Source organism: Bacillus sp. JUb11 (assembly GCF_024807925.1).
Classification (GTDB): domain Bacteria; phylum Bacillota; class Bacilli; order Bacillales; family Bacillaceae; genus Bacillus; species Bacillus altitudinis.
The window spans coordinates 72,868-95,745 of record NZ_JANUEZ010000002.1; the positions used below are offsets into that span (position 1 = coordinate 72,868).

30 protein-coding genes are annotated in these 22,878 nt (G+C 40.4%); 4 read left to right on the forward strand and 26 right to left on the reverse strand.

Annotation, left to right across the window (positions count from 1 at the left end):
* Positions 1-6: 6 nt before the first annotated feature.
* Genes M2369_RS03575 through M2369_RS03590 form a run of 4 tightly spaced genes read right to left on the reverse strand, consistent with a single transcriptional unit; the run spans position 7 to position 5,428 of the window.
* Positions 7-675, reverse strand: a complete 669-nt coding sequence (locus M2369_RS03575) for a LysM peptidoglycan-binding domain-containing protein (protein WP_007500584.1) — start codon at positions 673-675, stop codon at positions 7-9.
* Positions 668-4,807, reverse strand: coding sequence for a transglycosylase SLT domain-containing protein (locus M2369_RS03580; protein ID WP_483861612.1), 4,140 nt, complete (start codon positions 4,805-4,807; stop codon positions 668-670). Before M2369_RS03580 ends, M2369_RS03575 begins: the two co-directional genes overlap by 8 nt.
* 1 nt (position 4,808) lies before the next feature.
* Positions 4,809-4,946, reverse strand: coding sequence for a hypothetical protein (locus tag M2369_RS03585; protein ID WP_008344097.1), 138 nt, complete (start codon positions 4,944-4,946; stop codon positions 4,809-4,811).
* A 41-nt stretch (positions 4,947-4,987) separates the two neighbouring features.
* Positions 4,988-5,428: a phage tail assembly chaperone gene (locus tag M2369_RS03590; RefSeq protein WP_012011040.1), complete on the reverse strand. Its 441-nt coding sequence runs from the start codon at positions 5,426-5,428 to the stop codon at positions 4,988-4,990.
* A gap of 152 nt (positions 5,429-5,580) precedes the next feature.
* Here M2369_RS03590 and M2369_RS03595 point away from each other — a divergent pair, with 152 nt between their 5' ends.
* On the forward strand, positions 5,581-5,670 hold the full coding sequence (locus M2369_RS03595; protein ID WP_072368332.1) for a putative holin-like toxin: 90 nt from the start codon (positions 5,581-5,583) through the stop codon (positions 5,668-5,670).
* Positions 5,671-5,945: 275 nt separating this feature from the next.
* Here M2369_RS03595 and M2369_RS03600 read toward each other — a convergent pair whose 3' ends face one another.
* The 18 genes from M2369_RS03600 to M2369_RS03685 form a co-directional block, all read right to left on the reverse strand.
* Complete coding sequence (locus M2369_RS03600) at positions 5,946-6,389, reverse strand: phage tail tube protein (protein WP_003213309.1); 444 nt, start codon at positions 6,387-6,389, stop codon at positions 5,946-5,948.
* 1 nt (position 6,390) lies between these two features.
* Positions 6,391-7,737, reverse strand: a complete 1,347-nt coding sequence (locus M2369_RS03605) for a phage tail sheath family protein (protein WP_024719687.1) — start codon at positions 7,735-7,737, stop codon at positions 6,391-6,393.
* A gap of 3 nt (positions 7,738-7,740) precedes the next feature.
* On the reverse strand, positions 7,741-7,953 hold the full coding sequence (locus tag M2369_RS03610) for a YqzN/YkzM domain-containing protein (protein ID WP_008344108.1): 213 nt from the start codon (positions 7,951-7,953) through the stop codon (positions 7,741-7,743).
* Positions 7,940-8,395, reverse strand: a complete 456-nt coding sequence (locus M2369_RS03615; RefSeq protein WP_047946736.1) for a phage tail terminator family protein — start codon at positions 8,393-8,395, stop codon at positions 7,940-7,942. The genes M2369_RS03610 and M2369_RS03615 overlap by 14 nt, the downstream gene beginning before the upstream one ends.
* A gap of 4 nt (positions 8,396-8,399) precedes the next feature.
* Entirely contained in the window at positions 8,400-8,897 is a 498-nt protein-coding gene (locus tag M2369_RS03620; RefSeq protein ID WP_025207873.1) for an HK97 gp10 family phage protein, read from the reverse strand.
* Positions 8,894-9,250, reverse strand: a complete 357-nt coding sequence (locus tag M2369_RS03625) for a YqbH/XkdH family protein (protein ID WP_056702588.1) — start codon at positions 9,248-9,250, stop codon at positions 8,894-8,896. Before M2369_RS03625 ends, M2369_RS03620 begins: the two co-directional genes overlap by 4 nt.
* Positions 9,247-9,630 carry a protein YqbG gene (gene yqbG, locus M2369_RS03630; protein WP_024719690.1) on the reverse strand — a complete coding sequence of 128 codons (384 nt, stop codon included), beginning with the start codon at positions 9,628-9,630 and terminating at the stop codon, positions 9,247-9,249. Before yqbG ends, M2369_RS03625 begins: the two co-directional genes overlap by 4 nt.
* A 13-nt stretch (positions 9,631-9,643) precedes the next feature.
* Positions 9,644-10,567 (reverse strand): phage major capsid protein, encoded by a 924-nt coding sequence (locus M2369_RS03635; protein ID WP_008344119.1) that lies wholly within the window; start codon positions 10,565-10,567, stop codon positions 9,644-9,646.
* A 22-nt stretch (positions 10,568-10,589) separates the two neighbouring features.
* Positions 10,590-11,678: an XkdF-like putative serine protease domain-containing protein gene (locus tag M2369_RS03640; RefSeq protein WP_259253397.1), complete on the reverse strand. Its 1,089-nt coding sequence runs from the start codon at positions 11,676-11,678 to the stop codon at positions 10,590-10,592.
* A 35-nt stretch (positions 11,679-11,713) separates the two neighbouring features.
* Entirely contained in the window at positions 11,714-13,171 is a 1,458-nt protein-coding gene (locus tag M2369_RS03645; RefSeq protein ID WP_259253398.1) for a phage portal protein, read from the reverse strand.
* Positions 13,168-14,469 carry a PBSX family phage terminase large subunit gene (locus M2369_RS03650; protein ID WP_256689362.1) on the reverse strand — a complete coding sequence of 434 codons (1,302 nt, stop codon included), beginning with the start codon at positions 14,467-14,469 and terminating at the stop codon, positions 13,168-13,170. The genes M2369_RS03645 and M2369_RS03650 overlap by 4 nt, the downstream gene beginning before the upstream one ends.
* 8 nt (positions 14,470-14,477) lie before the next feature.
* The gene (gene terS / locus M2369_RS03655; RefSeq protein WP_008344125.1) at positions 14,478-15,125 is read right to left on the reverse strand and encodes a phage terminase small subunit; all 648 of its coding nucleotides are present in this window, start codon (positions 15,123-15,125) and stop codon (positions 14,478-14,480) included.
* Between the two features lie 152 nt (positions 15,126-15,277).
* Positions 15,278-15,796, reverse strand: a complete 519-nt coding sequence (locus tag M2369_RS03660) for a sigma-70 family RNA polymerase sigma factor (protein ID WP_096881788.1) — start codon at positions 15,794-15,796, stop codon at positions 15,278-15,280.
* Between the two features lie 124 nt (positions 15,797-15,920).
* Complete coding sequence (locus M2369_RS03665) at positions 15,921-16,106, reverse strand: XtrA/YqaO family protein (protein ID WP_370648332.1); 186 nt, start codon at positions 16,104-16,106, stop codon at positions 15,921-15,923.
* Between the two features lie 17 nt (positions 16,107-16,123).
* On the reverse strand, positions 16,124-16,528 hold the full coding sequence (locus tag M2369_RS03670) for a RusA family crossover junction endodeoxyribonuclease (protein ID WP_041507685.1): 405 nt from the start codon (positions 16,526-16,528) through the stop codon (positions 16,124-16,126).
* 102 nt (positions 16,529-16,630) lie between these two features.
* On the reverse strand, positions 16,631-16,825 hold the full coding sequence (locus tag M2369_RS03675; protein ID WP_226650593.1) for a hypothetical protein: 195 nt from the start codon (positions 16,823-16,825) through the stop codon (positions 16,631-16,633).
* Positions 16,803-16,955 carry a hypothetical protein gene (locus M2369_RS03680; RefSeq protein ID WP_162835675.1) on the reverse strand — a complete coding sequence of 51 codons (153 nt, stop codon included), beginning with the start codon at positions 16,953-16,955 and terminating at the stop codon, positions 16,803-16,805. Before M2369_RS03680 ends, M2369_RS03675 begins: the two co-directional genes overlap by 23 nt.
* An 18-nt stretch (positions 16,956-16,973) precedes the next feature.
* The gene (locus M2369_RS03685; protein WP_017358976.1) at positions 16,974-17,213 is read right to left on the reverse strand and encodes a helix-turn-helix transcriptional regulator; all 240 of its coding nucleotides are present in this window, start codon (positions 17,211-17,213) and stop codon (positions 16,974-16,976) included.
* A 160-nt stretch (positions 17,214-17,373) separates the two neighbouring features.
* On the opposite strand from M2369_RS03685, the gene M2369_RS03690 reads away from it, so the two are divergent.
* From M2369_RS03690 to bioB, 3 genes are all read left to right on the forward strand, one after another.
* A complete protein-coding gene (locus M2369_RS03690) occupies positions 17,374-17,751 on the forward strand; it encodes a helix-turn-helix domain-containing protein (protein WP_007500560.1) in 378 nt (125 codons plus the stop codon).
* 243 nt (positions 17,752-17,994) lie between these two features.
* On the forward strand, positions 17,995-18,345 hold the full coding sequence (locus M2369_RS03695; RefSeq protein ID WP_003213146.1) for a hypothetical protein: 351 nt from the start codon (positions 17,995-17,997) through the stop codon (positions 18,343-18,345).
* A 146-nt stretch (positions 18,346-18,491) separates the two neighbouring features.
* Complete coding sequence (gene bioB / locus M2369_RS03700; protein WP_045034531.1) at positions 18,492-19,487, forward strand: biotin synthase BioB; 996 nt, start codon at positions 18,492-18,494, stop codon at positions 19,485-19,487.
* Between the two features lie 40 nt (positions 19,488-19,527).
* Here the strand turns inward: bioB and M2369_RS03705 are convergent, their stop codons facing one another.
* The 4 genes from M2369_RS03705 to M2369_RS03720 all read right to left on the reverse strand — a co-directional run bounded on the left by M2369_RS03705 (position 19,528) and on the right by M2369_RS03720 (position 22,732).
* On the reverse strand, positions 19,528-20,001 hold the full coding sequence (locus M2369_RS03705) for a hypothetical protein (protein WP_007500557.1): 474 nt from the start codon (positions 19,999-20,001) through the stop codon (positions 19,528-19,530).
* 171 nt (positions 20,002-20,172) lie between these two features.
* Entirely contained in the window at positions 20,173-21,006 is an 834-nt protein-coding gene (locus M2369_RS03710; protein WP_024719699.1) for an undecaprenyl-diphosphate phosphatase, read from the reverse strand.
* A 124-nt stretch (positions 21,007-21,130) separates the two neighbouring features.
* A complete protein-coding gene (locus M2369_RS03715) occupies positions 21,131-22,273 on the reverse strand; it encodes an AI-2E family transporter (protein ID WP_061420059.1) in 1,143 nt (380 codons plus the stop codon).
* Positions 22,274-22,327: 54 nt separating this feature from the next.
* The gene (locus M2369_RS03720; RefSeq protein WP_259253399.1) at positions 22,328-22,732 is read right to left on the reverse strand and encodes a DoxX family protein; all 405 of its coding nucleotides are present in this window, start codon (positions 22,730-22,732) and stop codon (positions 22,328-22,330) included.
* Positions 22,733-22,878: the final 146 nt, after the last annotated feature.

Genomic DNA, 22,878 nt, shown 5'->3' on the forward strand with positions numbered 1-22,878 from the left:
GCCCCCCTATTGTGGTATTTTCAATTTTTGCCCTGGAAAAATCCAATGTCCCGGCTGTTTAATATTCCGTTTACTTCGTTTGATCATCGCTGCTTTATTGGCATTCCAAATACGCCGCCATTTTGTACTATCGCCATAAAAACGGCCTGAAATGGCCCACAGAGTATCTCCCTTTTTGACAGTGTACAATTTTGGTGGTGTTTTTGAGGGTCTTTTCTTTTTGGTTTGTTTCGCTTTTTTCTTTCGTTTGATTTTCCTAGGCGATGCGGTTTTATATTCCTTTAACTCGATCGTAAATTCACGATCCCCTATGTCATAAGACCCTTCCTTGTGTGTGAAGCTCTCAATGCTGCACGTCATGTTGATTTTAGTCCCTGTCACAATCAGTCGCACAGACTTCTTTGAACGCATCATTCGTTCAATTTTCGCTATTGCATTCTCTGGTGATGGAATGCTTTTATATTCAGCAATTGGCGAATATTTCTTAGGAAATAATGAGGTGAATGATACTTGTTTAGCCGATGGTACATCAATAAAAGTCAGTTCTCCAAAGGAGGAGACCTTCACTGTTTCATTTTGTACGTTATTTGTAATCTCAAGTTCGGATGGAAGCACAGGGAATCGCAACTTCTCCTTGCCTTGGGAAATCCACAATTGATACACTGATTTACCCATCGATCACGACCCCTTTCGTTCCTGTCTGAAGCTCTACTTCCAGTTCGTCTACAAGCATTTGTCTAATTTTTTCGACAAGCGATTGCTGATCCTGTCCATTATGGAAATGCTGATCACCATTGAACTGGATGGTGATTTGTTTATTGCCTGACGTTGTTGCAGTCCCAGCTGGCTGTGCTGAGGTGACTTGCTGCATCTGTGATTCTGGTAAAGGAGCAGATGCATTTGATGGATCATAGACTTGCATCCCAAGTGCCTTTGCTGCCTGCGTCAATAAATATCTCCCGCGAATGCCTCTTTCTTCTGGAATAATCCATTCGCGTTTGTTTCCTTCACCGACTCTAGCTACCTGCTCCTGAGTAATCAGACCGCCATTGGCGTAGCCTTTATAAGGACCGCCTCTTCTCATACTCCGTAATCCCGGTGTATTGAAGACTGTTCCATATCTGCCCTTAATGTAGTTAATGGCTGCTACGGCATTATGAATTGGGTTCCAAATATCATTCATGCCCTTGCCTTTATTGGAATGGAAGGTCGGTCCAATGGTTTGCATTAACCCTTTAGAAGGCGTTCCCTTCTTGGCGTTGGAATCCCACAAGTTGATGGCTTTCGGGTTACCATTTGATTCGTGCTGAGCGATTGTCATAAGACCTGGAAGCCAGCTCATCGATGTGCCAGTCGCCATCAGAGCTGCCATGAGCCATTGCTGAACACTAAGACCTGAAGCACCCATACCGCTGAACGCTCCGATTAATGAACCCGCTTGATTTTCAGCAAACTTTTTCACATCAACTGAATCGAGCCCTTTGACGACACCGATCGATGCGAATTTCCCTAGACTCATCATGACACGCGAAGGAGAATGAATGTCTAGTTCTTCTCTAAACGCCTGTTCCACTTTCTTCGCCATTTCTTTGGCAGCTTGTGTGACTTCACTTGCTTTTGAACGCATGCCGCTATTGAAGGCGTCGATCATTCCTGAACCCCATCCTGGTGATTCTTGTTTGGCTTGCAGGAATGGTTGTTTGACGTGTTGGTCTACGTATTGGCTTGTGCCAGTAGATGTCATGTTTTGACCTGAAGCAAAGCCAGCAACAGTTTGTGAACCATAAACCGAAGAAGCTGCTTGAATTTGATTAAATGGTTGGTCAATATTGGCTTGTTTCCACTGATTAAGAGAAATTTTATTACTATTCATCCCCTTCTCAAAATCAGAAGTAAATTCTTTTCCATAACTAACGCCACTTTCGGAGTTGTTCATTGATATTGAACCTCTTCCAGATAAAGAAACAGATGAGGTTACGTCTGTCCTCTGCTTAGCTGAGACATTCGATGAAGCCAAATTACTAGCGCTTTTTGGCACAACATTCATCCCAAGGTGAGTTGCTGCTTGAGCAAGTAACATCTTCCCTCGACCTCTATTGTTTTCCGTTGGAATAACAAACTCCTTGCCCGCTTCCCCTATCCAAGAAAGCATAGGTTTAGTAATATACCCCCCAGTAGCTTTATGACCAACCTGATTTAAACCGGTTTTCTCTTCGCCTTTACCTATGAAAAATTCTATTACTCCGCCGCCTATTTCTTTTGCTTTATCTACTATTCTACCAATAAAACCAAACATTTTTTCCCACGTTTCTGTTAGTTCCTCAGCATGTTTCTTTAATGGCTCAAAGACATTTTTATTGAACCAATCACTCACTGTTTCCCAAACACCTTTGATCGTTTCCCAAACTGATTTAAACGTTTCCCAAACAAATTTTATTGCTGGTTCTGCATATTTTTGATACGGTTGCCATACGTTTTCATCAAACCAAGTAGAGAGTTTTTCCCATGTAGTTTTAATCCAGTTCCATGTATTTTGAAACAAATTCCACACAAAAGTAATGGCTGGCAATGCATATGTTTTAAACGGTGTCCAAACATATTCATTAAACCATTCAGAAAATGCACTCCATGTTTCTTGAATCCAGTTCCACGTTTCAACAAGTTTGTTCCATACCCAGCCAATTGCTTCTATCGCATATTGACCGAATGGGTCCCAAACATTTGTTAAAAACCATTCAGAGAAAACACCCCATGTTTCTTGAATCCAGTTCCACGTTTCAACAAGCTTGTTCCATACCCAGCCAATTGCTTCTATCGCATATTGACCGAATGGGTCCCAAACATTTGTTAAAAACCATTCAGAAAAAATACCCCATGTTTCCTGAATCCAGTTCCATGTGTCAACAAGTTTATTCCACACCCAACCAATTGCTTCTATCGCATATTGGCCAAATGGTTCCCAAACATAATCCATGAACCATTTTGATGCTACTGCCCAAATATTTTTGATAATTGTCCATGCAACATCAAATACGCCAACTACAAAATTGATAATCGGAACTGAAAAATTATAAATAGGCAGCCAAACTTTTTCCATGAACCAAGAAGAAAGTTGTCCCCATTTTTCAGTGATCCAATTCCATGTCTCACCGAAGAATGTTGTAATAGGAGTTAATACATTATTATTGATCCATCCTGAAACTTTGTTCCAAGTATCTTTAATCCAATTAACTGCATTTTCAGCACCTTTGACAATGTCATCCCATTTTTTCTTCAAGGTTCCGTCATCAAACATCTTTCCGACCCATTTTCCTAAACCTTCACCTAAAATGCTTCCTAAAATTCCGCCGATTGCTGTTCCAATACCTGGTGCAATCATTGTTCCTATCGCGGCACCACCCATACCACCAGCAATGCCCCCGCCGAATCCTCCTACTTTTTCACCTACATTTTCTTTTGTTGTGCCAATTAATTCTGTTGCACTAAGTAAAGGCCCAAGTATGGGTACTTTTTTTAATAACTTGCCTGCACCTTTACCTAAATTTTTAAATGTATCTCCTAAGCCTTTTAGCTTATCAGTATCTTTGAATATCCCAGCGAGACCAGCTATAGCCATAATACCTGGAATTTTTTTGGTTAAACTGCCTAATTTAGTTGGAGATTTTTTATTCTTTTCAACCCTCGTAGTTCCAGTTGGATTATTCGGTTTGTTTTTCGGACCATTTCTATTATCTGTTTGGGTAGTTCCAGTTGGATTTAAACCTTTTGCACAACAAGAACAGCAGCTTATTTTAAATAAACCTTTTCCGTTTTGCGTTTGGTCTGAGTTCTGGTTACCCAACTGACCTGGTGAAGTATTATTATTAGACCCATCCGAGTTATTTGAAGGGTTTTTCGGACCAAGGATCAAATCTAATCCTTTGTTAAACCATTTATCTAGATACTCTTCAGGATTGATTTTAATTTTCTCACGAATTCGTCCGATTACTTCTTGCTTGTATTCGTCTATTTTCGTTTCAATCCAAGGTAGCGCCTTTTCATCCCAAAATTTCCTAGGGCTTAATTTTTCCTTCAATTTATCTGAGACGTCACCTGCATATTTTTCAATTTCTTTTAACGCCTTGTTCCCCAAATTCCCCAGCCAGCTTTGTTTGTTTTCCTGCGTTTTTGTAGCAGCTGTCGCATTAGTTTTCTTTTTGATTTTCTTTTCTTTCACAACTGACTCTGCCTGATCTCGTTTTTTCAACTTACTCTTTGCATTGTCTTGAACAGACACTCTGATCTCATGTTTAGCCATTGTCAAGCTTTTGAGTGTCTTTTTGATTCGTTGAATGGCAGCGGTGGCTTGGTCAACCATGTTTAATCTCATATAGTACGTTCTGTTCATGAGCTGAAGGATTGATTTTTTGATTGATGACATTTTTCCTGACAACTGATCATTCAGTTTGAACGTCAGCAGGATTGGACTTGCTTGTGATTGTTTCAAGCGATCTATACTGGATTTAATGACATCTAGTCCTTTTGCTTGAATGGTTATGACCATCTGTTTCGGTATCATGTTCAGCTGGTTTGTTAATGATTTGAGATCACGATAGATTCCTTGATCTAGCTTCATGGATAATACAGATAACCTTCTAATCGATAAATTGAGGTTCCTTAGCTTCTTTTCATCCATTTCCAGGCTTATTTTCACCGGTTTTCTAAATGGTTTGAGCTGCTTCTCAAACGTTTGAAATCGTTTTTGAATGCGCAACAGCTTCTTTGATACTTTGTCTTCTAATTCAAATCGTGCAGTGAGCTTCGCCAGTTTATTTCCCTCCTTTCTTTGCTTCTTTTTCTAGCATGTCGAGTTTGTAGCTGATGAGTCCGAATAAGAATGCCTTAAATTGTCTTGGTGCTTCGTATAAATCGAGGAGTTCTGATGGAGAATAGTGAAGCTCATGCATGGCGTAATATAAAAACACCGCTTCCTTATCCCCATCTTTTATTAGTTTTTTGCTGCTTCTTCTAAATCTTCAATTTCGTCTTCAAATCCATTGATTTCAATCGCTTTGTTTAACCAGTTTGCATATTCACCGCCGACAGATAAAACACGTTTTGCAACTTCAACTGGATCTTGTGTGCTGTAGGCTTCTCTTAATTCCTTTGAGCGGAAATCTGGATAAATCGTCGATTCAATGGCAATTCGTGCATAGAAGCGCTGGCTGTCTAAGTCTTTTACGCGGCCTCTGCCTTTGACATTTTTGAACGTGGTGTTTTCTTTTTCCAGTTCATCAATACGTTCCGTGGTAATCGCTTTGAAGACAAAAGGAATGACATTCCCTTTTTTATCAACAAAACGCTTAGAAATTGGTACTTTGACCTCTTCTGCTTCTACTGTTTGTCCTGGCATAAAAAATGAAAGATCAAATGTTTGTTTTTCGCTCATGTTTAAAAACTCCCTTTTGTTTGTTTTTTTTGAATACAAAAAAGCACATCCATTTTTGAATGTGCTTTCCAATCTTTTCATGTATAATTGAGAACGTACAATTGAACGGCTTGCTCAAGGGCGTCTGGCTCATCCCCGATAGGAAGGGGGTGATGCTCATGTCAACATTCCAAGCACTGATGTTAATGCTTGCTTTCGGGTCATTTATCATTGCCCTGTTGACATATATAGACAAAAAATAGACTCCCCCTTGAGCTTTGGTAGGTGAAAGGGAAAGTCTATCCTGAACATCCTATTCGATTGGCCAGCCCCTTGAAGAGCCTCATTGTACATTGCCGGGATGTTAGCGCATCCTGGCTTCTTTTTATTGTATGCAAATCTCTTTGCATGTAAACATAATTTTGTGTGTCATTTATTGCAATGTGCATTACAAATGCATTCATTTTTCATTACATTTGCATTATAGCATATTTGGTTTTTATTTAGCTAATTAATTAGCTAATTTCCTCCACATTTCTTAGAAAGAATTCTTCAGCTTTTCAGGCAGATCAAAGTCTTCAAATGTAAATGGAACTTCTTCTTCAAGTGCCTCTGAATCGACATCTAGTCCAGCAATTTTAGCTGAATCAAAGTTGACATCGAATAATGTCACACGCTCTGTGCCTCGGCCTGATGATTTATCATCAATTACCGCTTGAAGAGTGAAATAAGGATCTTCCCCTTTTTTCACATAGTTGAGCATGAGTTGAACGAAACGTGACGTAACTTTATAGAATGTTGCCGTTCCTGTTCCGTTTGCCCCAGTTGTTTTATGGCCAGTCATTCGGCGGCCCATTACGTTCACTTCTGATTTATTTTTCTCCACGTTTGCTTCAAACGTTTTGATAAAGGCAAGTTCCTCACCTTCTAAGAAAAGACGACCTTCTTTACCTGAGATTGTATTTTGCGCTTTAAAAGCCATCTTACTTCACCTCCACATTGAAATAGAATTTTTCTGCTGCGTCTACTGGCTGTACTGCTAAATCGATGATAAATCCATCACGATCTTCATTGAGGCCAATGACGATATCTGTTTCTGAGTTAAAGCCTGTAATACCGCTGCCATCTTGAAGTTGTGTGAGATACTGTGTAATCAGTGTTTTCACAAGCTGCACTCCATCATCAGATGCTGGAATGTCATTGCCATTGGCTTTGCGTAATTTAATCAAATTTTTCAGTTCAAATGTTAAATCATTGTTGATTGCATCTAGCACACGGATGATTTTGTTTTTCGCCATTTGCTGGTTCTTTTCAACCGTGAAGCTTGTCAAAGAGTTAATATCTTTTTCAACGCTCACCGTGCGGTCTCTTGCATCGAAAGTGAAAAGAAACTCTCCTTGTGATAAACGGTATTCTACTTGATCATTATCAAGACGCTCTAATGTATCGACTGCGCCTTCGTATTCAACAAAGGTCAGTGACTGATTAAAAGTCGCTCCTGCACTTGCTCCTGCGACCCAAGCTGTTGTTTGAGCAGGCGCGAGTTCTGTTCCGTCTTCTAAAACAACACCGCTTGTGACATTGATGATACCTTCTTGATCAGCTGCATAGTTAGCCACAACGCCTTGCACCTTACGTCCTTGCTTATTACGTAAACGCTCAATAAATGACGCGAATGTTGCTTTTAATTGCTCACTATTATCGACTGGGAGTGCAATAACATCAAAGTATTCCGTTTCAGCTGCTTCTAGGAAAGCTGTATAATCTGCGACACTTGCCACACCGTTTTTCCCGCCGCTTAAAGCCGCTCCAGCAGTAATGACCGCTTCGCCTTCACCAGAAAATTGAACGTATTTGTTTTTCACAAGATCTTTGACATCTGTGACCACCTGTTTATCGACAATATCTGTTCCAAGATAGGTGATGACGTCACGTTTTGTGCTGTCGAGTACATTTTCTGCCACTTGAATGGTAATCTCATTTCCTTTTTGACCACCGTAATTGGCAGTAACCACAAAGTTTTCTGCGATTTCCGCTTTGGCTGGCTCTCCTTCGTTTAGGCGGTAAAGCAAGACCGTTTGCGCTTTTTTCTTCGCTTCACGGAAAAGAAGAAGTGACTTATCATCAATGTTGAGCCCGACCTTTTTATTTAAGTCTTCCATATCGGAAACGGAAATAAAGGTTTTTGGTTCTCCCCAGCTCATGACAAGAGGAAGTGCAACTGTTCCTCGCTCGCCTAAAGTAATTCGCTGCTCTGCTGTTGTTTTAAAATTAAAGTAAATGCCAGGACGCTTTTTCTCTGTACCTGGTGTAAAAGTGCCTCCGTTCATCCTTTAAACCTCCTTGGACAAAAAAGCATCGATGTGCTTCTTTGCTTCTGTTTTTGTAATTGGTTGATGTTTGATATAAAAAAGAGCACCTTCAAGGATTTCTGGTTTTACCCCAAAAAGATCCTTGCTGTGCTCTTTTAAGGCTTCAAATGAAAAGCCAAATTCTTTTTCTTCGCCCGCTGTTTGATCGAGCTGTGTTTTTTTAGTCTTGCTCACGTTTGATCACCCCATCTGAAAAATTGATATCTTCTAGGCTTGGCTGTTTATCTCGGTTGTACCAATAGCTGCTATCCCATGTCAGGACAATCGCTGCTACACCTTGATCTATGATTCTTGTTTCCACTCTTTTTATGCGGACATAATCATCAAGCACCTCTCCATCTTCACTGATCATCTGAATGATTTGACGATCAGCAAGCAATGCATCGACGACTGTTTCCGCCGCATCATGCGCTTTTTCTGTATCCATATGAAACACTTTCACTTGCAGCGAATAAGATTTCATAAAAGTAGACACTGTATCTGGACCACTAATGACAGTCACTGGCGGCACATAAACAGATGGCACTTGAAAACGCTCTGGCAGAAGACGATCATACATTTTCACTGGATAGCGTGTGTATATATAATGCATGATTGCCCCGACTTCTTGATTCATTCCATCACCTCCCAAAATGTCGATCGATCCAGCTTTGAAGCTTTCGATCCAGCGAGTGTTCAAACATTTGTTCATAGAGCATGACGGCATGATCCCAGTACCCATTTCCTTCAATCCATTGAGATGAAAGCATCATGCCAGTACTGGCATTCGGATCATATTCAAAGCGGCTGCCGTTCCATCTGCCAGGCACCCATCTTCGTTCTCCATTTGAAGAAATGGCATGTCCATCATTCACGTAAGAGGCATAATCGAGCTGTGTCCCTACTTCTAGCGTGAGCCCGCCTCGGGAAGTGAGAAAGTGATTCTCCTTGTCACCTTTTTGAAAGGAATTGAGGAGACGTCCTGTATCAACAGCCTTTTCTTTGATGATTTCATCTTGAATGATGTCTAAAAACTGTAAGCCCATTTCCTGTAACCACTCTTGATATTGCGCCGTTAAGCCGCCACTATTTGCCTGTTGGAGCTGGGATAGCAGCCGGTCAAGTCCATCAATTTTCATAGGTTTTCCTTTCTGACGGCCATCACTTCCATGTGATGATTTTTCACTCTTTTTGGCTGCTGCAACTTGAGTGAGATGCCGTTCCACACCATTTTGTCATGCAAGCGAATGTCGCTTGCTAAAGGGAAATGGACGAGATAGGACTGATAGATGACTGTATTCGGTTCTTCTTGCACGAGTGACTGGCTTTTTTCTACAACATAGCAAGACACATCTCTCATACTTGGTGTATCAGGATAAGAGATGTCCGTTTGCAGATCTCCTGCTGGTATACCAAATTTGCCGCGGACTGCCTCTTCATTCTCTAAGTGAAAAAGATCACAGCGATCCGTTAATAGAGAATCATAACTCATAATGATCTCACCTTTAAATTGGCGCTGCCGCCAGTTAGTGAAGGTTCAATATAATCAACAAGAAGGGCATACACATAAGGTCTGCCTTTCACTTTGTCCGCTGCCTTTGCATATGAATAATCACCCATTTTTTCTGAAGTCAAGCCTTTCATCATGGATTCATCATCATTCAGCATGGCAAAATACTGGGCCATTTTTAATAAGGCGATCCTTGCTTTTTCAGGAATGGGCTGATATTTTTCATGTGTAAAATCGTGCCCGACAATTTGAAATACCGCTGCTTCTGCTTCAATAATATCTGCCGCTAGTCTCTCTACAGAACGATTTTTCACGCGATCAAATACAGAATAGGCTTGTAGTTCCTCAGCAGAAATGATCATAGCCTGCTGTCACCTACTCTTTCACTTTCATTACTTTGGCTACAGCATCCTCTTCCTCAAATTTGCTGTCGAGCTTCGCTGTCAGAACAATGATAAACTTACGGCTGCGAATATCTTTTTCTACTTCAATACGAATATTGCGAGAAAACCCTACGATAATGTTTTTCGGATGTGTCAGTAAAATATCTGATACGTCTGTTCCTTCTTCATCATATGGCTGCATATTGGCAAGACCTTTGACCGGAACACCGAATGCAGAAGAAAGTCCGCCTTGAATCGCCGCATCTCCGAGACCTGTCTGACGGTTTGCTACTTGGTCTTTCCACTCGACCTCTAAACTTGGGGATGTATAAAAACGGAAATCCTGAGGTACACGTAAATATTTTGACGGCATCGCTTTATAGGCTTGTTTGAACATTTGACGGCTAATTTCCGCTCCATTCGCATCGACAATATGAGAAACTGCCTGTTTTCGTACGCCATCCATTTGAGCTAAAAATGGATCTTGTGATGTTGTATCACCGTTGACGATCAGTTCTTCAATATCGACTGCCGCTCGTTCCGCCAGCATTTGCATAATGGTCTGCTGAATCCCGTCTTTTTCAATGTTGTTTTCAATGCTGTCGTACGTCATATGGATCTCAGCAATGACTTCTTTTGCATTGAGCTGGACAGTGCTTGTCGCTGGAACAACACGGTCTTTTGCATCAAGCGCTTTGCCTTCTTCTGCTGGGCGTAAAATGCGCTGACCGAAGCCGATTTTTTCGATTTTTTGTGAATCACTTTCCATTGGAATGATACGTGCATCATTTAAAACGGTTGGTGTATTTTGCATCATTCTAATGAATGTGTTGGATTGGGCTGCGTTCATGAGACCGCCTGTTTTTAAGCTGGCAAGTGTCATTTCAGCCTTGCGAATCAACTCTTGATTTCTCACACTTTTTCCTCCTTATTTAGGCTTATAGTAAGCCATCCCATATGGGCTTTGTCATATCATTTTGTGTATCGTAATTTGTTTGTTTAGAAATGCCCCGCGCTTTTTCAAGCATGTGTATCCGCTCTGAAATAGGCAGTAGCTGTTGCTGAAGCACTTCCTGAATCGCTGCTTTTTCTCTGCCTGCTGATTTCTCTAAGGTAGAGAGCTGATGACGAATTGGCGCAACCACTTGCTCCAGCACTTTTTGCACAGGTTCTTCTTCACCTGTTTGATCTGTCCCTTGTTTATCCGCTTGTAAAACGTTGTCGATGGCCATTTTTGCTTTTTCTAGTTCGCGTACTTGATCAGTCGTTAATCCGGCATCTTGCTTTTGAACGGATGCTGGTCTTTCACCAATCGTTTGGAGGACATCATTTGTTTTCAACACATCCTGCACGATTGGAATCAATTGTTCAAGTGCCGCTCTTACGCTAGACTCATCACCATCACTTGACTGCAACGTTTCCAGCAGATGATCTAAAACGCTCCAAAATTGTTGTGGCATATTTGCACCTTCCTCTTTCAAAAAGAAATTTTTCAGCAAAGAAAAAAGCCCTCTCTCGTTCGTTTCTTGAGATAGGAGCTGATCGTGTTCCTCTATTGCGATGATGTCTGCTGTTCCAGCCATTGAGTAGCCTGTAATATGGCCTTGCTGAATTTGGTCCCAAATATCTTGTGATGCCTTTGTCACAAGTACCCAAGATCCTTTTTGAATCAGCTCCCCGCCTACTTCAAAATCCGCTGGGGCAATGTATGATTCGACGACTTCACCAACACCATCTTGAAAATCATGCTGTTTATCAATGTGACGGGCATCTTTCATAAAACCGTGTGCTGCTCTTTCAATTTCTTTGGCCGACATAAAGTCTTGATGTGCATCAGGTGTATTCGGTTCATACACGACGCCATATACGAGGCGATGCGCATCCTCTGCCTTCGTCAGGACACTGACTTCTTTTTGAAAGTCAGACTGCTTTTTCTTTGCTTTCATCAAGAAAAATTTCTTTTGGTTGGCGGCCTTGTCCACATAGGAAACATGTGTAATTTTTGCGTTTTTTAATTCCCTTGGCATATGTTCACCCCCTTTCAAAAAAAGCTCACGTCCTTTTATTTCTCCAGCTGGTTTGACTCGGATGGAGACAGCCCATTAGCTGTTTTTATGCGGCTTTCTAAAGGTCGGTGGTAGAATTCTTCCGGCCATTCCTCTAACGTCTTACCAAGAATACGCCCCGCAAGATCTCGTAAATCATTTGGCGATACTGCCCCAGCCTGAATAAATGGTGTTAGAACCTTCGCTATCTCTAATGGATCTCTAAAGTCAGGACCATTTAATAGAAAGCGGACATGCCATATATCTAAATCCGGGAGAAAAAGAGTATTGAGTTTCCCTGCAATAAGATGCCGCTCTGGCTGAAACACTTGCTCCTCCGTTGTTTTTCGCGCGGTATCTGCTGTAGCCTTGTTATAATCTTGTGACTCTCCTGTGTAAATAGGCGGCAGACGAAAAGCGGAGCGGATTTTGTTTCTCGTCTTTTCATCGTATTCTAAAAAGAGCGCATCCTCTTGCAGGATTTCCGCCAAGGATTTAAAATTCACTTTGACATTTGATACATCTTCTTCACCTGTTAATCCTTTTTCTGTCGGAAGCCCTTCTACTTCGAGCAATAAAAACTTATGCGCATGATCAGACCCTTCAATATCATCCATATAATCTTGTAGCTGCTGATAAGAAGTCTCTGACAGCATGCCGTTTTCAACAATGATGGCACCAGGTACATGCCTTCCTTGCTTAAAATAAAGATAATTCAGCTCTTCTGCTTTTCGTGCGCCATACATATTGACGATGTTGCCAATCCAGCGGGGAATCCCATACGTCCCACTGCCAATTTTAAAATGAATGACTTCTGTTGCTTGAAGTGGTTCTGGTGTAGCATCATCGTACTTGCCTGTTTCATAATTTAATATGCGCGGATCACCATACTCCTTGAAAAAGACTTTCTTCTCATTGATGACCTGCACATATTTTCGGAATCGTTTCTTGCGATTCATCGTCTTTAATTCGCCGTTTTCTGTGTAGTGGAATTCGACGTCGACTGGCTCACTCAACTTGCAAATGCGAATATGGAGTGCATCCAAATACTCGATTCCTGCCGGCTTTCCTTGTCCATCCCGCAGCACCTCTAAAAAGCCATTTCCTGTTTTCTCCCGGTCTTCTAGGACATAACCAAGAATCACGTCAGCAGACTCATCATAGTTCATGTATTTCGTAAACTCTTCGAGTCTTGTCCATTCCTTCTCGGCTGTCTTCTTTTTGACCGGTTTCACATCTTCCGCATTAAAATCAAAGGCGTATTCCACCCCAAAGCCAAAGCCTAAAATGTTTGTTCGATACGCATCTATACATTGCTGAAGAATCGTTGAGTATTCTGCCATGCTTTTTAATTCATTGATATGGTAGGGCGGCGGGACAATGTCATCTTTTTCGTATGAAAATTCATCCTCATACATTTGTTTTGTATGATCAGACATGTTGGCCTTCATAATCGTTGCTTTTAATTGTTTCATTGTATGGACCTCCTCTCTCGGTTTGGACGGACACGCTCTGAAGCAGTCTGTTTCAAATCGGTCACCTCATAATCATCTAGCGCATACCAAATGGCGGATAATGTGTGTGGATCGATTTGAAATTCATCTTCTTCTAAGCGGCCGTTCTTATCTGCCTTATAGGTTAGTGATTGAAGTTCATAGATGGTATAAGGGCAAGCATCAGAACAAATGATTTTCTTAAATCGTTTGATTTTCTTTGTATATTGCAAACGTGACCCTTGGAACTTATGCGCAGCGACCATTTGAAATCCGCGCTGCCGAAAATAGTGAATCGTTTTAGGCTCTGCTGCGTCTGCCTTAATGAGTTCCTTTGATTCAACAAATTCTTTCAAATCAACAGCTGTTTCATCATCTGTTTTCCCGCGGTCGTAATATTCCCAATAAATATATAAGTACTTTTTTTCATGATCGACAGCTAACCGAATGAGCGCATTGTAGGATTCGACAAATCCAAAATCCATCCCCGCTCGTTTCAGCGGTCTTTCAATCTGCCCGATCGCATCTAATACGTCAGCATGCTGTCTGACCTCAAATTGCGGAAACACTTTTGTGCCATTGATACCGAAGTATCCCTTTCTTGCAATTCGATAAAGATCTGGATCGTATTCTTTCAGCTCATCCAGCTGCTTGACATAGCTTCTAGGAAGAAATAGATTGTCTTCTGCTGTTGAGTGGTGATAGTACGTATCTTTTATCACGATGGTTCGCTGTTTGTATAAGGTTTCGTCATCAAGGACAAATCGTTTCAGCTGTTCATCTCTAAAGAAATGTCTGTACGTCCAATTATCCTGACCAACGGGATTCGTCGATAACATCATATAAAGAGGTAAAACCGGATGTCTCAGCCTTCCAAGCAGTTCTTTAAACCCTTCATATGAAACCTCGGAACACTCCTCAATCCAAATAATTGAGATGTTGTTGATCGACTTCAATTTCTCAGGCTTGTCCAGTCCTTTAAATAAAATGCTGCTCCCATTGCGAAAAGTGAGAGCAAGCGGTGAACTGCGGCACTTTACTAGATGATCAATGCCAAGATCGCTGACGATTTCTTGTAAAAGAGAGTAGGTCGACTCCCGGTGCGTATCATACACTTCTCGAATGACAAGTGCTGTTCGTTTTTCCTCAAGCAGTTTTAAAATCAGCTTTAAAGCAATGTGATAGCTTTTGGAGGAGCCATAACCGCCTACTAAAAACTGAAACTTTTGATTCCAATCGAACAAAAAGTGTTCAAAATGAGGATTGACTTCTTTTTCAATCAACGGCGTCATGAATCGTCCTCTTTTCTTTTGATCATGATATGAAGATCTTCTTCTTTTTCCTCACGAACTGCTTTTTTTGTTTTTTCGATTGTCAGCTCAATTTGCTTCAGCCTTAATCTTCGTTCATCTTTCGCATGAGCGAGCTCTTCAAACTGTTTAATCAGCCGTCTTAGTTCTCCCATTGCACGAGATTGGGCATTTAAAAAAGTAGCATGCCGATCCCATGAAAATTGAAACGAAAATTCCTCTGCCGTGATCTCTGGCTCTGGATGAATGCCTTCGCCTGTTTCTTCCTCTAATGAAGAAGGCAAGTACGTCGCCTTTTTCAGTTCTTTGATCATGTCATCTTGATCTGCTACATGCATGATGCGCTGCGCTCGAATAATGGCTGCGTATTGAATTTGAATTTGATCCCAGATGATATCAAGAGATGTGCGCCCATCCATTTTTTCCATGATTTCAATCGTTTCATCTGAAAGAAATTGGTGAAAGATCGAGTGCGCCTGCTTTGACGGTGTTTTTTGTCTTTGCCAGCCGTATCGTCTTTTCCATGATTTAACGGTATGGATGGAGACGTTGTAATGATCGGCTAGTTGCTGGTACGTCATCCCTTTCATATAATCCTGCTTAGCCTCTATCCGTTTATCTTTCATTTACATTCACCTGCCGCCTCCTTTTAGTTCGAATGATTCCCTGAAGAGAAATCATTTGTGCCGGGCTAGCAAACATTCGTTTGGTCTTTCTAACTATAGGTGGCAACTGTAAGACAAGCTTTTGAAGATTGATGTGATGAAAGAAAAAACGCCTATTCAGCAGCTCTGAATAGACGTTCTTGTACTTTTTTGGACATTTTGGTCCGAGCTCTTTCCATATGTTTTTGGACTGTTCCTTTTTTTACATCTAGCATGATCGCAATCTCGCTAAATGACAGACCCTGTGTTGTGTGCATAAAAAACACGTCTTTCTCTCGATCTGTTAAAACAGACAAAGCTTCATCGATTCGCTTTTTATCCCGCTCACTTACCTCTCTTTCTTTCTCTTGAATGAGGGTGTATTCATGTGATAAAGCCTCTAATACCTCTTGATTAGCAAGAATGGTTCGCTGATACACAGACCGTCTATCTAATCCTCTGCGTGCGCCTGGCTCTCTACCGATTTGAAGCCATTCCACCACGTATTCTAAATCACTGACCATACTGGCGATCATTTTTTGATCATGTTTGTCCTGATCTGACATCTGTTTCTCTTCTTTGTCTTTCAATTGTTCATATCGTTTTCTGGCATCTTTTAAACTTCTTTTATATTCAATCAGTAAATCTTGCATCTATGCTCTCTCCCTTTTTTAAGAAAATAAAAAACGGACACCAATCAGCCCCTTTTTATAGGGTCTTGATCAGTGTCCGCAGGCTTTCCGTCTTGGACTTATTCAGTTGTTCTTGTTCATCAGACTAGCTGATTTTAAAACCAATCTCATGATCGACTCTTGCAAAATGTCCTTTTGCTGTTTGAATAATCGTTTTTCCATGCTCAGGTACATCCATCATATAAGCCGTTCCTACGTTTCCATCTAACACAATGACTTGAATCTTTCCTTTTTCCATTTCACCGACAAATGTCTGGTTTTCTTGAATCATGAGTTGTTTTGGCTCGTTCATATGCTTGTCTCCTTATTTGGTGGTGAGGATCTCATATCATCACCCATCGTATTTAAAATGATTTCCATTCGAGGACGCATGCTATAAAACTGTGAAACTCTTAATTCTACAATCTGTAAAGAGGCGTCATCGGTAACGGCATGAAGTGCTTCTTGTATATACTGCAAATTTGGTTGAAGAATGCTGATGTGTACCGGGCGTATCAAGCCTTTTTCAGCAGATGTACGCGTGTCTTGGCTGTTCGCTAGATCAATGGGCATATTGTAAAATGAGCGAATGTCGAGTGATAATGCGCCTTTTATTTTGCTTGTGCATTGCGCTTTAGCGGCTGTTTGAATTCTGTTTATCAATGTCTCTTTTGTGCATAAATGTTCTTTTTCAATGATAAAATGAAGGACCATGCTACGATCTCCCGTCATCCTTCGCCCACTGCCGAATGTCTTGTTCGTTTTGACCCGCATTGAGCAAACATTTCAGGAATGTCATGATTTGCTTCAATCGATTCATGTCGCATTCATCCTTTCCTTCTTCTTGTCATCAACGGCTTTTTCTGCCATGAGGGTCATGTATGTGCGTTTTTCTTCTGCCGTGGGGAAAGCAAAAATCGGCTCTTTTTGATGAAAAGTGATCCAGCCGCCAGCTTGTACTAGGCAATGCTGGGCTTCTTTTCGGGCATCAAATGTCATCTGATGTCTCATCATCATCAAATCCTTTCTCGCGGTCCTCGTCCTCTAATCGATAACCATTTCGGGACATTTCATATGGCCAGTAACGTTTTGGATAGCCGAAATCATTCATTTGTGTCACCATCGGATGTTCGATATTCATTCTGTTTGTCTCCCCTTTTTAAGAACGGTCTTCCTCAAGACTATTACTCTTTTTGTGTAACTTTTGACCAAAAAAAAGCTCTTGAACACCGATATTTAGCAAATCTGCAATATGCTTGGCTATTTCTAAGCTGGGCTTTGTTCGGCCCATTTCTATATTTGCATAGCCACTCGTGTACTTATATCCAAGTTTTTTCGCCATATACGTTTGTGTTTTTCCTTGTAATATTCGTTCTTCTCGTAAATTTTCAAGTTTCATGTTTCCACCTCTTACTCATTATGTGTAAGTTATATTCATTATGATAATATACACAAAACGAGTAAGTCAATCATATTTTTATTCTTTTTGTGTATTTATTTATCTTTTCCGTGTAATTCATGATAAAATTTACACATAATATGAAAAAAAGGTGTTTCCGATGGATAATTTGACTGGAAAGATTCTAACTGAATTAAGAGAGAAACATGGATGGAGTAAGTCTACCGTTGCCAAAAAACTCGGGTTAAAGGCGATGTCGACCTATGCTAACTGGGAGTATGGATTGAGAAAGCCAGATGGTGAAATGATTGTGAAAATCGCCGAGTTATACGGGGTCTCAACAGATTATCTTCTCACAGGTAAAGACAAAAACGCCTCTGATGACGATCTTGCAGATGATCCTGATTTACAAATTGCGTTTAAAGCTGCCTCCGATTTTTCTGAAGAAGCACGAAGACAAACCATCGACTTTATTAACTACATTAGAGAGAAAGAGAAACAAAAAGGCCGTCAGCCAAAACAGACAGACGACAAATAAAAGATCTCTTTTCATAAAGCATCACATAGCTGGGTAGATACCCAGCTTTTTTTATGTCTCTTTTTCCCCCTAAAAAAGAATGACATATGAATAAAAAATCATGTGTTTTTTGGGTAAAATCGTCTTCCCCTACATAATATGTGACAATTTTCACCAAAAATACTCATTTTTCCACTTATTTTGATTGACATATAATTCTATTATTATTAATATATGTATATACCAAAAAAAGGAGTGTTACCGATGAAAAAATTAATGAAAGCTTGTACATTGTCTTTAGCTGCTTTAGGTGCTCTTACGTTCTTCCAAACAGAAGGTGCTCATGCAGCTGCACAGCCTAAAGAACCAGTTATAGCAAAAGCTCCTATTATGAATAAAGTGATTACGGTGAACCGCACACTTACTGTAGGTTCTTCAATCGCTGTTTCACTTCCAGCAAGTCAAATTTCTGTCTCAGGCGCAACGTATGCCATTCAATTAGACCAAACTGCTCCAAACTTCACTTGGATCCGTGCTGTACAACGCGGTTCTGTTACAGTGTCTTACTATAATTCACTAGGTGAGCTTGTAATTAACTATATTACTGTTCGTTAAGCGATTTTTTTCATATGAAAAGGCGATGACTATATGTTCATCGCCTTTTTGTGTTTTTACTTAAGCTGCTTACCAGTGCTTGCCAATCTCTATCTATTATGTTAACTTTTAATAAAAATAAGTTTACATATTGAGAGGGGCTTATGATGGGAAAAATAACGTCTTTGTCTTGGGAAACGCTCGTGAAGAAAGCCATCAATCATGAACCGATTACTATGGAAGAAGGTCTAAAAATTCTTGGAGCAGACGACGCAGAGTTGCTGCCTATTATGCATGCAGCTTATCAGGTGAGATTTCATTTTTTTCAAAAAAAGGTGAAGTTAAATATGATCTTTAACGCCAAAAGCGGATATTGTCCTGAAAACTGCGGGTATTGTTCACAATCGGTGATTTCAACAGCTCCTGTTGAGAGGTATACAATGCTTGACCAAAAAACCATTGTGGCCGGTGCGCGTGAGGCGTTAAAAAGAAAAGCAGGGACTTATTGTATTGTAGCAAGTGGGAGAGCACCTTCGCACCGTGAATTAGATGAAGTCACCGCAGCAGTAAAGGAAATTACCGAGACAATGCCTTTGAAAGTTTGTGCATGCCTTGGGTTATTAAATGAAGAAAAAGCGAAGCGGCTGAAGGAAGCGGGTGTTCATCGGTATAATCATAATCTCAATACACATCAAGATCATCATGCTCAAATTACAACGACCCATACGTATGTTGACCGCGTATCGACCATTGATAAGGTCAAACAGTCAGGGATGTCACCATGTTCAGGGGTTATTATTGGAATGGGCGAAACCAATCAACAAATTGTCGAAATGGCTTTTGCGCTGAGAGCCCTTGATGCGGATTCGATTCCCGTCAACTTTCTCCATGCAATTGAAGGAACGCCTCTTGAACATCAAGAACGCACACATCCAATCAAAGCGTTGAAGGTTTTGGCACTGATGCGATTTATCAACCCGGCTAAGGAAATTCGAGTATCTGGGGGAAGAGAGTTTAATTTACGAACGCTTCAGCCTCTCGCATTATATGCAGCGAACTCTATTTTCGTTGGCGATTATTTAACGACAAAAGGACAGCAAGTTCAAACCGATCATCACATCATTGAAGATTTAGGTTTTGAAATAGAAGAATGTGCGCTTTAAAAAAGTCTGCCGATGGATCGGCAGACTTTTGACGTTGAGATTAGAATCTTTTATGGAAATCGACAGTACCGCTTCCTTCTTCGCGGTCAAAGCTGCCAACAAAAGTCCAGTTAATATAGCCGCCGTCACCATTGTTGACAAACGTACCATCTTCAAATACCCAAATACCAAACGTAATGCCGTCATATTCAACACTATCATAATAAACAACATTGTTCAGTCCGCTAAAGTCATGATCTTGGCTTAAGTTTTGAACAACTACGTTGTAATTTTGACCTGCTTCATAGAATGCACTGTATGCCGCATTTTTTACAAATCCATCACGATTTTGAGATGATTTTACTGCTTGTTCAATTTTATCGGCAATGGCTACTGGATCAATCGAGACACTTCCATCGACACCTGTTGTCGTAGCAGCTTCAGCCTTTTGACCAAAAGTCGTAAGAGATAAAGGGACAGCAACCATTGACGTAGCAATCATAGAGCTAACAAAAAATTTACTTGTTTTCCTCATTATTTCTAACTCCTCCTTTAATTGGTATGTCTATGTACTACCCTTTTCTTTGTCACTTAAACACTAATTTAAGAAAAAACTTCTTTTTCTACCAATTAAGAGGCCGTTTTTACTGTTTAAAAGGGCAAAACAACAAAAAAACTACTCTTTTAAAAGAGTAGTTTTCCATCATTACATAAACAGGATAAATAAAATCAGACCTAGGATGATTCGGTAGATCGCAAAAGGCACAAGTTTGATTTTATTAATCAGTTTTAGGAAGAATCGAACAACAAAGAGAGCCACAATAAACGCACTCACAAAACCCACAATAAAGAATGGAAGCATGTCTGTTGTTAAATATTCGGCATTTTTAACAAGTGTTAAGAGGCTTGCTCCCGCCATAATCGGCATGGCCATAATAAACGTAAAGTCAGCCGCCGCTCGGTGATTCAGTCCAAGAATAACACCACCTGCTATTGTAGAACCTGAACGCGAGAAGCCTGGCCATAGTGCTAAACATTGAAATAGCCCGATATACAGTGCTTGTCTGTACGTCATATTATCCACAGAGCTTGTTTCTGTTTTACGTTTATTGATCCAATCAGCGACAAGCATCAGCACAGCCCCTAAAATCAAACCGACAGCGACCGTTCTCACATCAAACAAATATTTATCAATATAATCTTCAAATAAGAATCCTAAAATGACGGCTGGGACGAGTCCAACAGCAATTTGAGCAATGGTCAGCTTATGTCCGCTACGTTTTTGTTCTTCTGTGATATTTTTCTTTAAGCCTAACAAGTTCAAAATACGATCTTTAAACACGATCATGACAGCTAAAATAGAACCTAACTGAATCACGACTTTAAATGTGTTTGCAGCCTCTGGCGTAATGATGTCTTTTGATTTTAGCCAAAGATCATCAACAATGATCATATGCCCTGTAGACGAGACAGGTGCATACTCTGTTAATCCTTCGACAATTCCTAAAACCAGTGCCACGAATAAATCCCATAGATTCATGATTTTCTTTCCTTTCAATTCTGATCTTTTGAAGGCAAACATCTATGTCCACATAAAGACAAGCTTTCTTTTTCGAAAGCTCGTCTTTATGATACTATATTTTTTTCTAAAAAAGATTATGACATCAAACCTTTTCTTCTTTATACAAATTGGATCGCATTTTGAACCAATCAAACAGGTGGGTCGTGATCACTTTCAGAACGGCATACGTCGGAATCGCGACAATGATGCCGACTACACTGAACAATTTACCTGCTGTTAATAGAACAAAAATAATCGTAATCGGATGGATATGAAGGTTTTTCCCCATGACCTGAGGAGAAATGAATTTCCCTTCAATGAGCTGAACCACTGTCCAGACAATGATCAGTTTCAGTAGCATAATGGGTGATGTAACAAGTGCAATCACAATCGCTGGTGTAATGGCAATTGTTGGCCCAAGGTAAGGCACTACACTTGTACATGCCGCAATAATCGCCAGCAGCAGCGCATAGTCAAGTCCAATAATCAGATAACCGATTAAAAGAAGAACACCAATACAGAAGCTGACAATGATCTGTCCAAGAATATAAGAGCTTAATCGATGGTTCATTTCGTGAAGCACGATATGTGTATGCTCTCTAAACTTATTCGGAATAAATTTCAAGAAATAGTCAGGCAATTTTTTGCCGTCTTTTAATAGATAAAACAGAATGAACGGAACCGTCACGATCGAGATGATAATTTCAGTAAGCGCCCCTAAGAAAGTGCCGACTCCGGTAAAAGTGCTTTCCAAAATCTTCGTCGCTTGACTTGACGCTTTACTTACCAATTCAGAGACGTTAAAGTTCATCGTTTTCTGCACTTGACTAATAAAGTTGCTTCCAGTTAATTGTCTAATCTGTTCTTCTACCGTATCAACGTATTTTGGCAGATTATGAAACAGACTCATCGTTTGTGCTTGTAAAAAAGGAATAATAGATACAATGGTCACTGTAATGATCCCAATAATGACGATATATAAAAGCAAAATCGAAAAGATCCGTTTGACCTTAAATCTCTCTAATAAATTCACAATTGGATTTAATAAATAATACACAACCCCCGTTAAAATAATCGGTAAGGCAATGGTTTTGATGAGTACAATGAGCGGTGTGAAAATAAAAGATGCTTTCATGAAAACAAGGATATTCAACCCTATTAATAGCAGGATGAGTAAAAAGAGAACAAACTTGTTATCAAGAAAAAATTTTCTAAATCGACTGCTCCACATTTGCATAGAATTCATATCTTTCCTCCAAACACGGGCTATTTTATTAGTAAATTGTACACTACTTGATCATCATTTTGTGATCATTGTTTTAGTTTTTTTTTCACGTTTCGCAATGGACATGGCCCATCCAATCAAAATCGGTTGTCCGATTAATCTCATCCATAACAAGGCTTGTTCTGTGCTCTCTTGCCCTGGAAATGGAATCCCTTCTCTCGCAGCAAATAGGTTCGCAGGGAAAATGAGCACCAGATAGACAGCGATCATTTTTGCTGCCACAATCCTTACGTTTGGAAGAAGCAGTAAAACGGCCAGCAGCCATTCCAAGCATGCGGTGGCATAAATGATGCCAGAGGGAAATGGCCATCCAGACATCATGCGGGCAAAGCCGCTTGGCTCTATCACATGAAAAACACCGGCTGCTATAAATAAAAGCGCGAATGCGTATGTACTTCCTATATGTAGGATGCGCTTCATGTTCGTTTCCTCCTCCCTCCTTCTCAAGTATTACCCGAATGAAGGAGGAAACTATCCACTTTTCGTACATTTATATTCTTTATGTAAGACGCATCAGCTAAGGTAAAGGTTTCATCCGCTTTTCAATAAAAAAGAAGATTCTTTCA

What these genes read in the sequence shown, in the direction of transcription:
- M2369_RS03575 (WP_007500584.1), bottom strand. Translation starts at nt 675, where the DNA reads ATGGGTAAATCAGTGTATCAATTGTGGATTTCCCAAGGCAAGGAGAAG.
- M2369_RS03715 (WP_061420059.1), bottom strand. Translation starts at nt 22,273, where the DNA reads ATGAATTCTATGCAAATGTGGAGCAGTCGATTTAGAAAATTTTTTCTT.
- M2369_RS03600 (WP_003213309.1), bottom strand. Translation starts at nt 6,389, where the DNA reads ATGGCTTTTAAAGCGCAAAATACAATCTCAGGTAAAGAAGGTCGTCTT.
- M2369_RS03605 (WP_024719687.1), bottom strand. Translation starts at nt 7,737, where the DNA reads ATGAACGGAGGCACTTTTACACCAGGTACAGAGAAAAAGCGTCCTGGC.
- bioB (WP_045034531.1), top strand. Translation starts at nt 18,492, where the DNA reads ATGGGAAAAATAACGTCTTTGTCTTGGGAAACGCTCGTGAAGAAAGCC.
- M2369_RS03720 (WP_259253399.1), bottom strand. Translation starts at nt 22,732, where the DNA reads ATGAAGCGCATCCTACATATAGGAAGTACATACGCATTCGCGCTTTTA.
- M2369_RS03585 (WP_008344097.1), bottom strand. Translation starts at nt 4,946, where the DNA reads ATGCATGAGCTTCACTATTCTCCATCAGAACTCCTCGATTTATACGAA.
- M2369_RS03680 (WP_162835675.1), bottom strand. Translation starts at nt 16,955, where the DNA reads ATGAATATCGAACATCCGATGGTGACACAAATGAATGATTTCGGCTAT.
- M2369_RS03670 (WP_041507685.1), bottom strand. Translation starts at nt 16,528, where the DNA reads ATGGTCCTTCATTTTATCATTGAAAAAGAACATTTATGCACAAAAGAG.
- terS (WP_008344125.1), bottom strand. Translation starts at nt 15,125, where the DNA reads ATGAAAGATAAACGGATAGAGGCTAAGCAGGATTATATGAAAGGGATG.
- M2369_RS03615 (WP_047946736.1), bottom strand. Translation starts at nt 8,395, where the DNA reads ATGAATCAAGAAGTCGGGGCAATCATGCATTATATATACACACGCTAT.
- M2369_RS03590 (WP_012011040.1), bottom strand. Translation starts at nt 5,428, where the DNA reads ATGAGCGAAAAACAAACATTTGATCTTTCATTTTTTATGCCAGGACAA.
- M2369_RS03640 (WP_259253397.1), bottom strand. Translation starts at nt 11,678, where the DNA reads ATGCCAAGGGAATTAAAAAACGCAAAAATTACACATGTTTCCTATGTG.
- M2369_RS03675 (WP_226650593.1), bottom strand. Translation starts at nt 16,825, where the DNA reads ATGAGACATCAGATGACATTTGATGCCCGAAAAGAAGCCCAGCATTGC.
- M2369_RS03710 (WP_024719699.1), bottom strand. Translation starts at nt 21,006, where the DNA reads ATGAATCTATGGGATTTATTCGTGGCACTGGTTTTAGGAATTGTCGAA.
- M2369_RS03705 (WP_007500557.1), bottom strand. Translation starts at nt 20,001, where the DNA reads ATGAGGAAAACAAGTAAATTTTTTGTTAGCTCTATGATTGCTACGTCA.
- M2369_RS03645 (WP_259253398.1), bottom strand. Translation starts at nt 13,171, where the DNA reads ATGAAACAATTAAAAGCAACGATTATGAAGGCCAACATGTCTGATCAT.
- M2369_RS03695 (WP_003213146.1), top strand. Translation starts at nt 17,995, where the DNA reads ATGAAAAAATTAATGAAAGCTTGTACATTGTCTTTAGCTGCTTTAGGT.
- M2369_RS03690 (WP_007500560.1), top strand. Translation starts at nt 17,374, where the DNA reads ATGGATAATTTGACTGGAAAGATTCTAACTGAATTAAGAGAGAAACAT.
- M2369_RS03685 (WP_017358976.1), bottom strand. Translation starts at nt 17,213, where the DNA reads ATGAAACTTGAAAATTTACGAGAAGAACGAATATTACAAGGAAAAACA.
- M2369_RS03660 (WP_096881788.1), bottom strand. Translation starts at nt 15,796, where the DNA reads ATGCAAGATTTACTGATTGAATATAAAAGAAGTTTAAAAGATGCCAGA.
- M2369_RS03595 (WP_072368332.1), top strand. Translation starts at nt 5,581, where the DNA reads ATGCTCATGTCAACATTCCAAGCACTGATGTTAATGCTTGCTTTCGGG.
- M2369_RS03620 (WP_025207873.1), bottom strand. Translation starts at nt 8,897, where the DNA reads ATGAAAATTGATGGACTTGACCGGCTGCTATCCCAGCTCCAACAGGCA.
- yqbG (WP_024719690.1), bottom strand. Translation starts at nt 9,630, where the DNA reads ATGATCATTTCTGCTGAGGAACTACAAGCCTATTCTGTATTTGATCGC.
- M2369_RS03625 (WP_056702588.1), bottom strand. Translation starts at nt 9,250, where the DNA reads ATGAGTTATGATTCTCTATTAACGGATCGCTGTGATCTTTTTCACTTA.
- M2369_RS03665 (WP_370648332.1), bottom strand. Translation starts at nt 16,106, where the DNA reads ATGATTCAAGAAAACCAGACATTTGTCGGTGAAATGGAAAAAGGAAAG.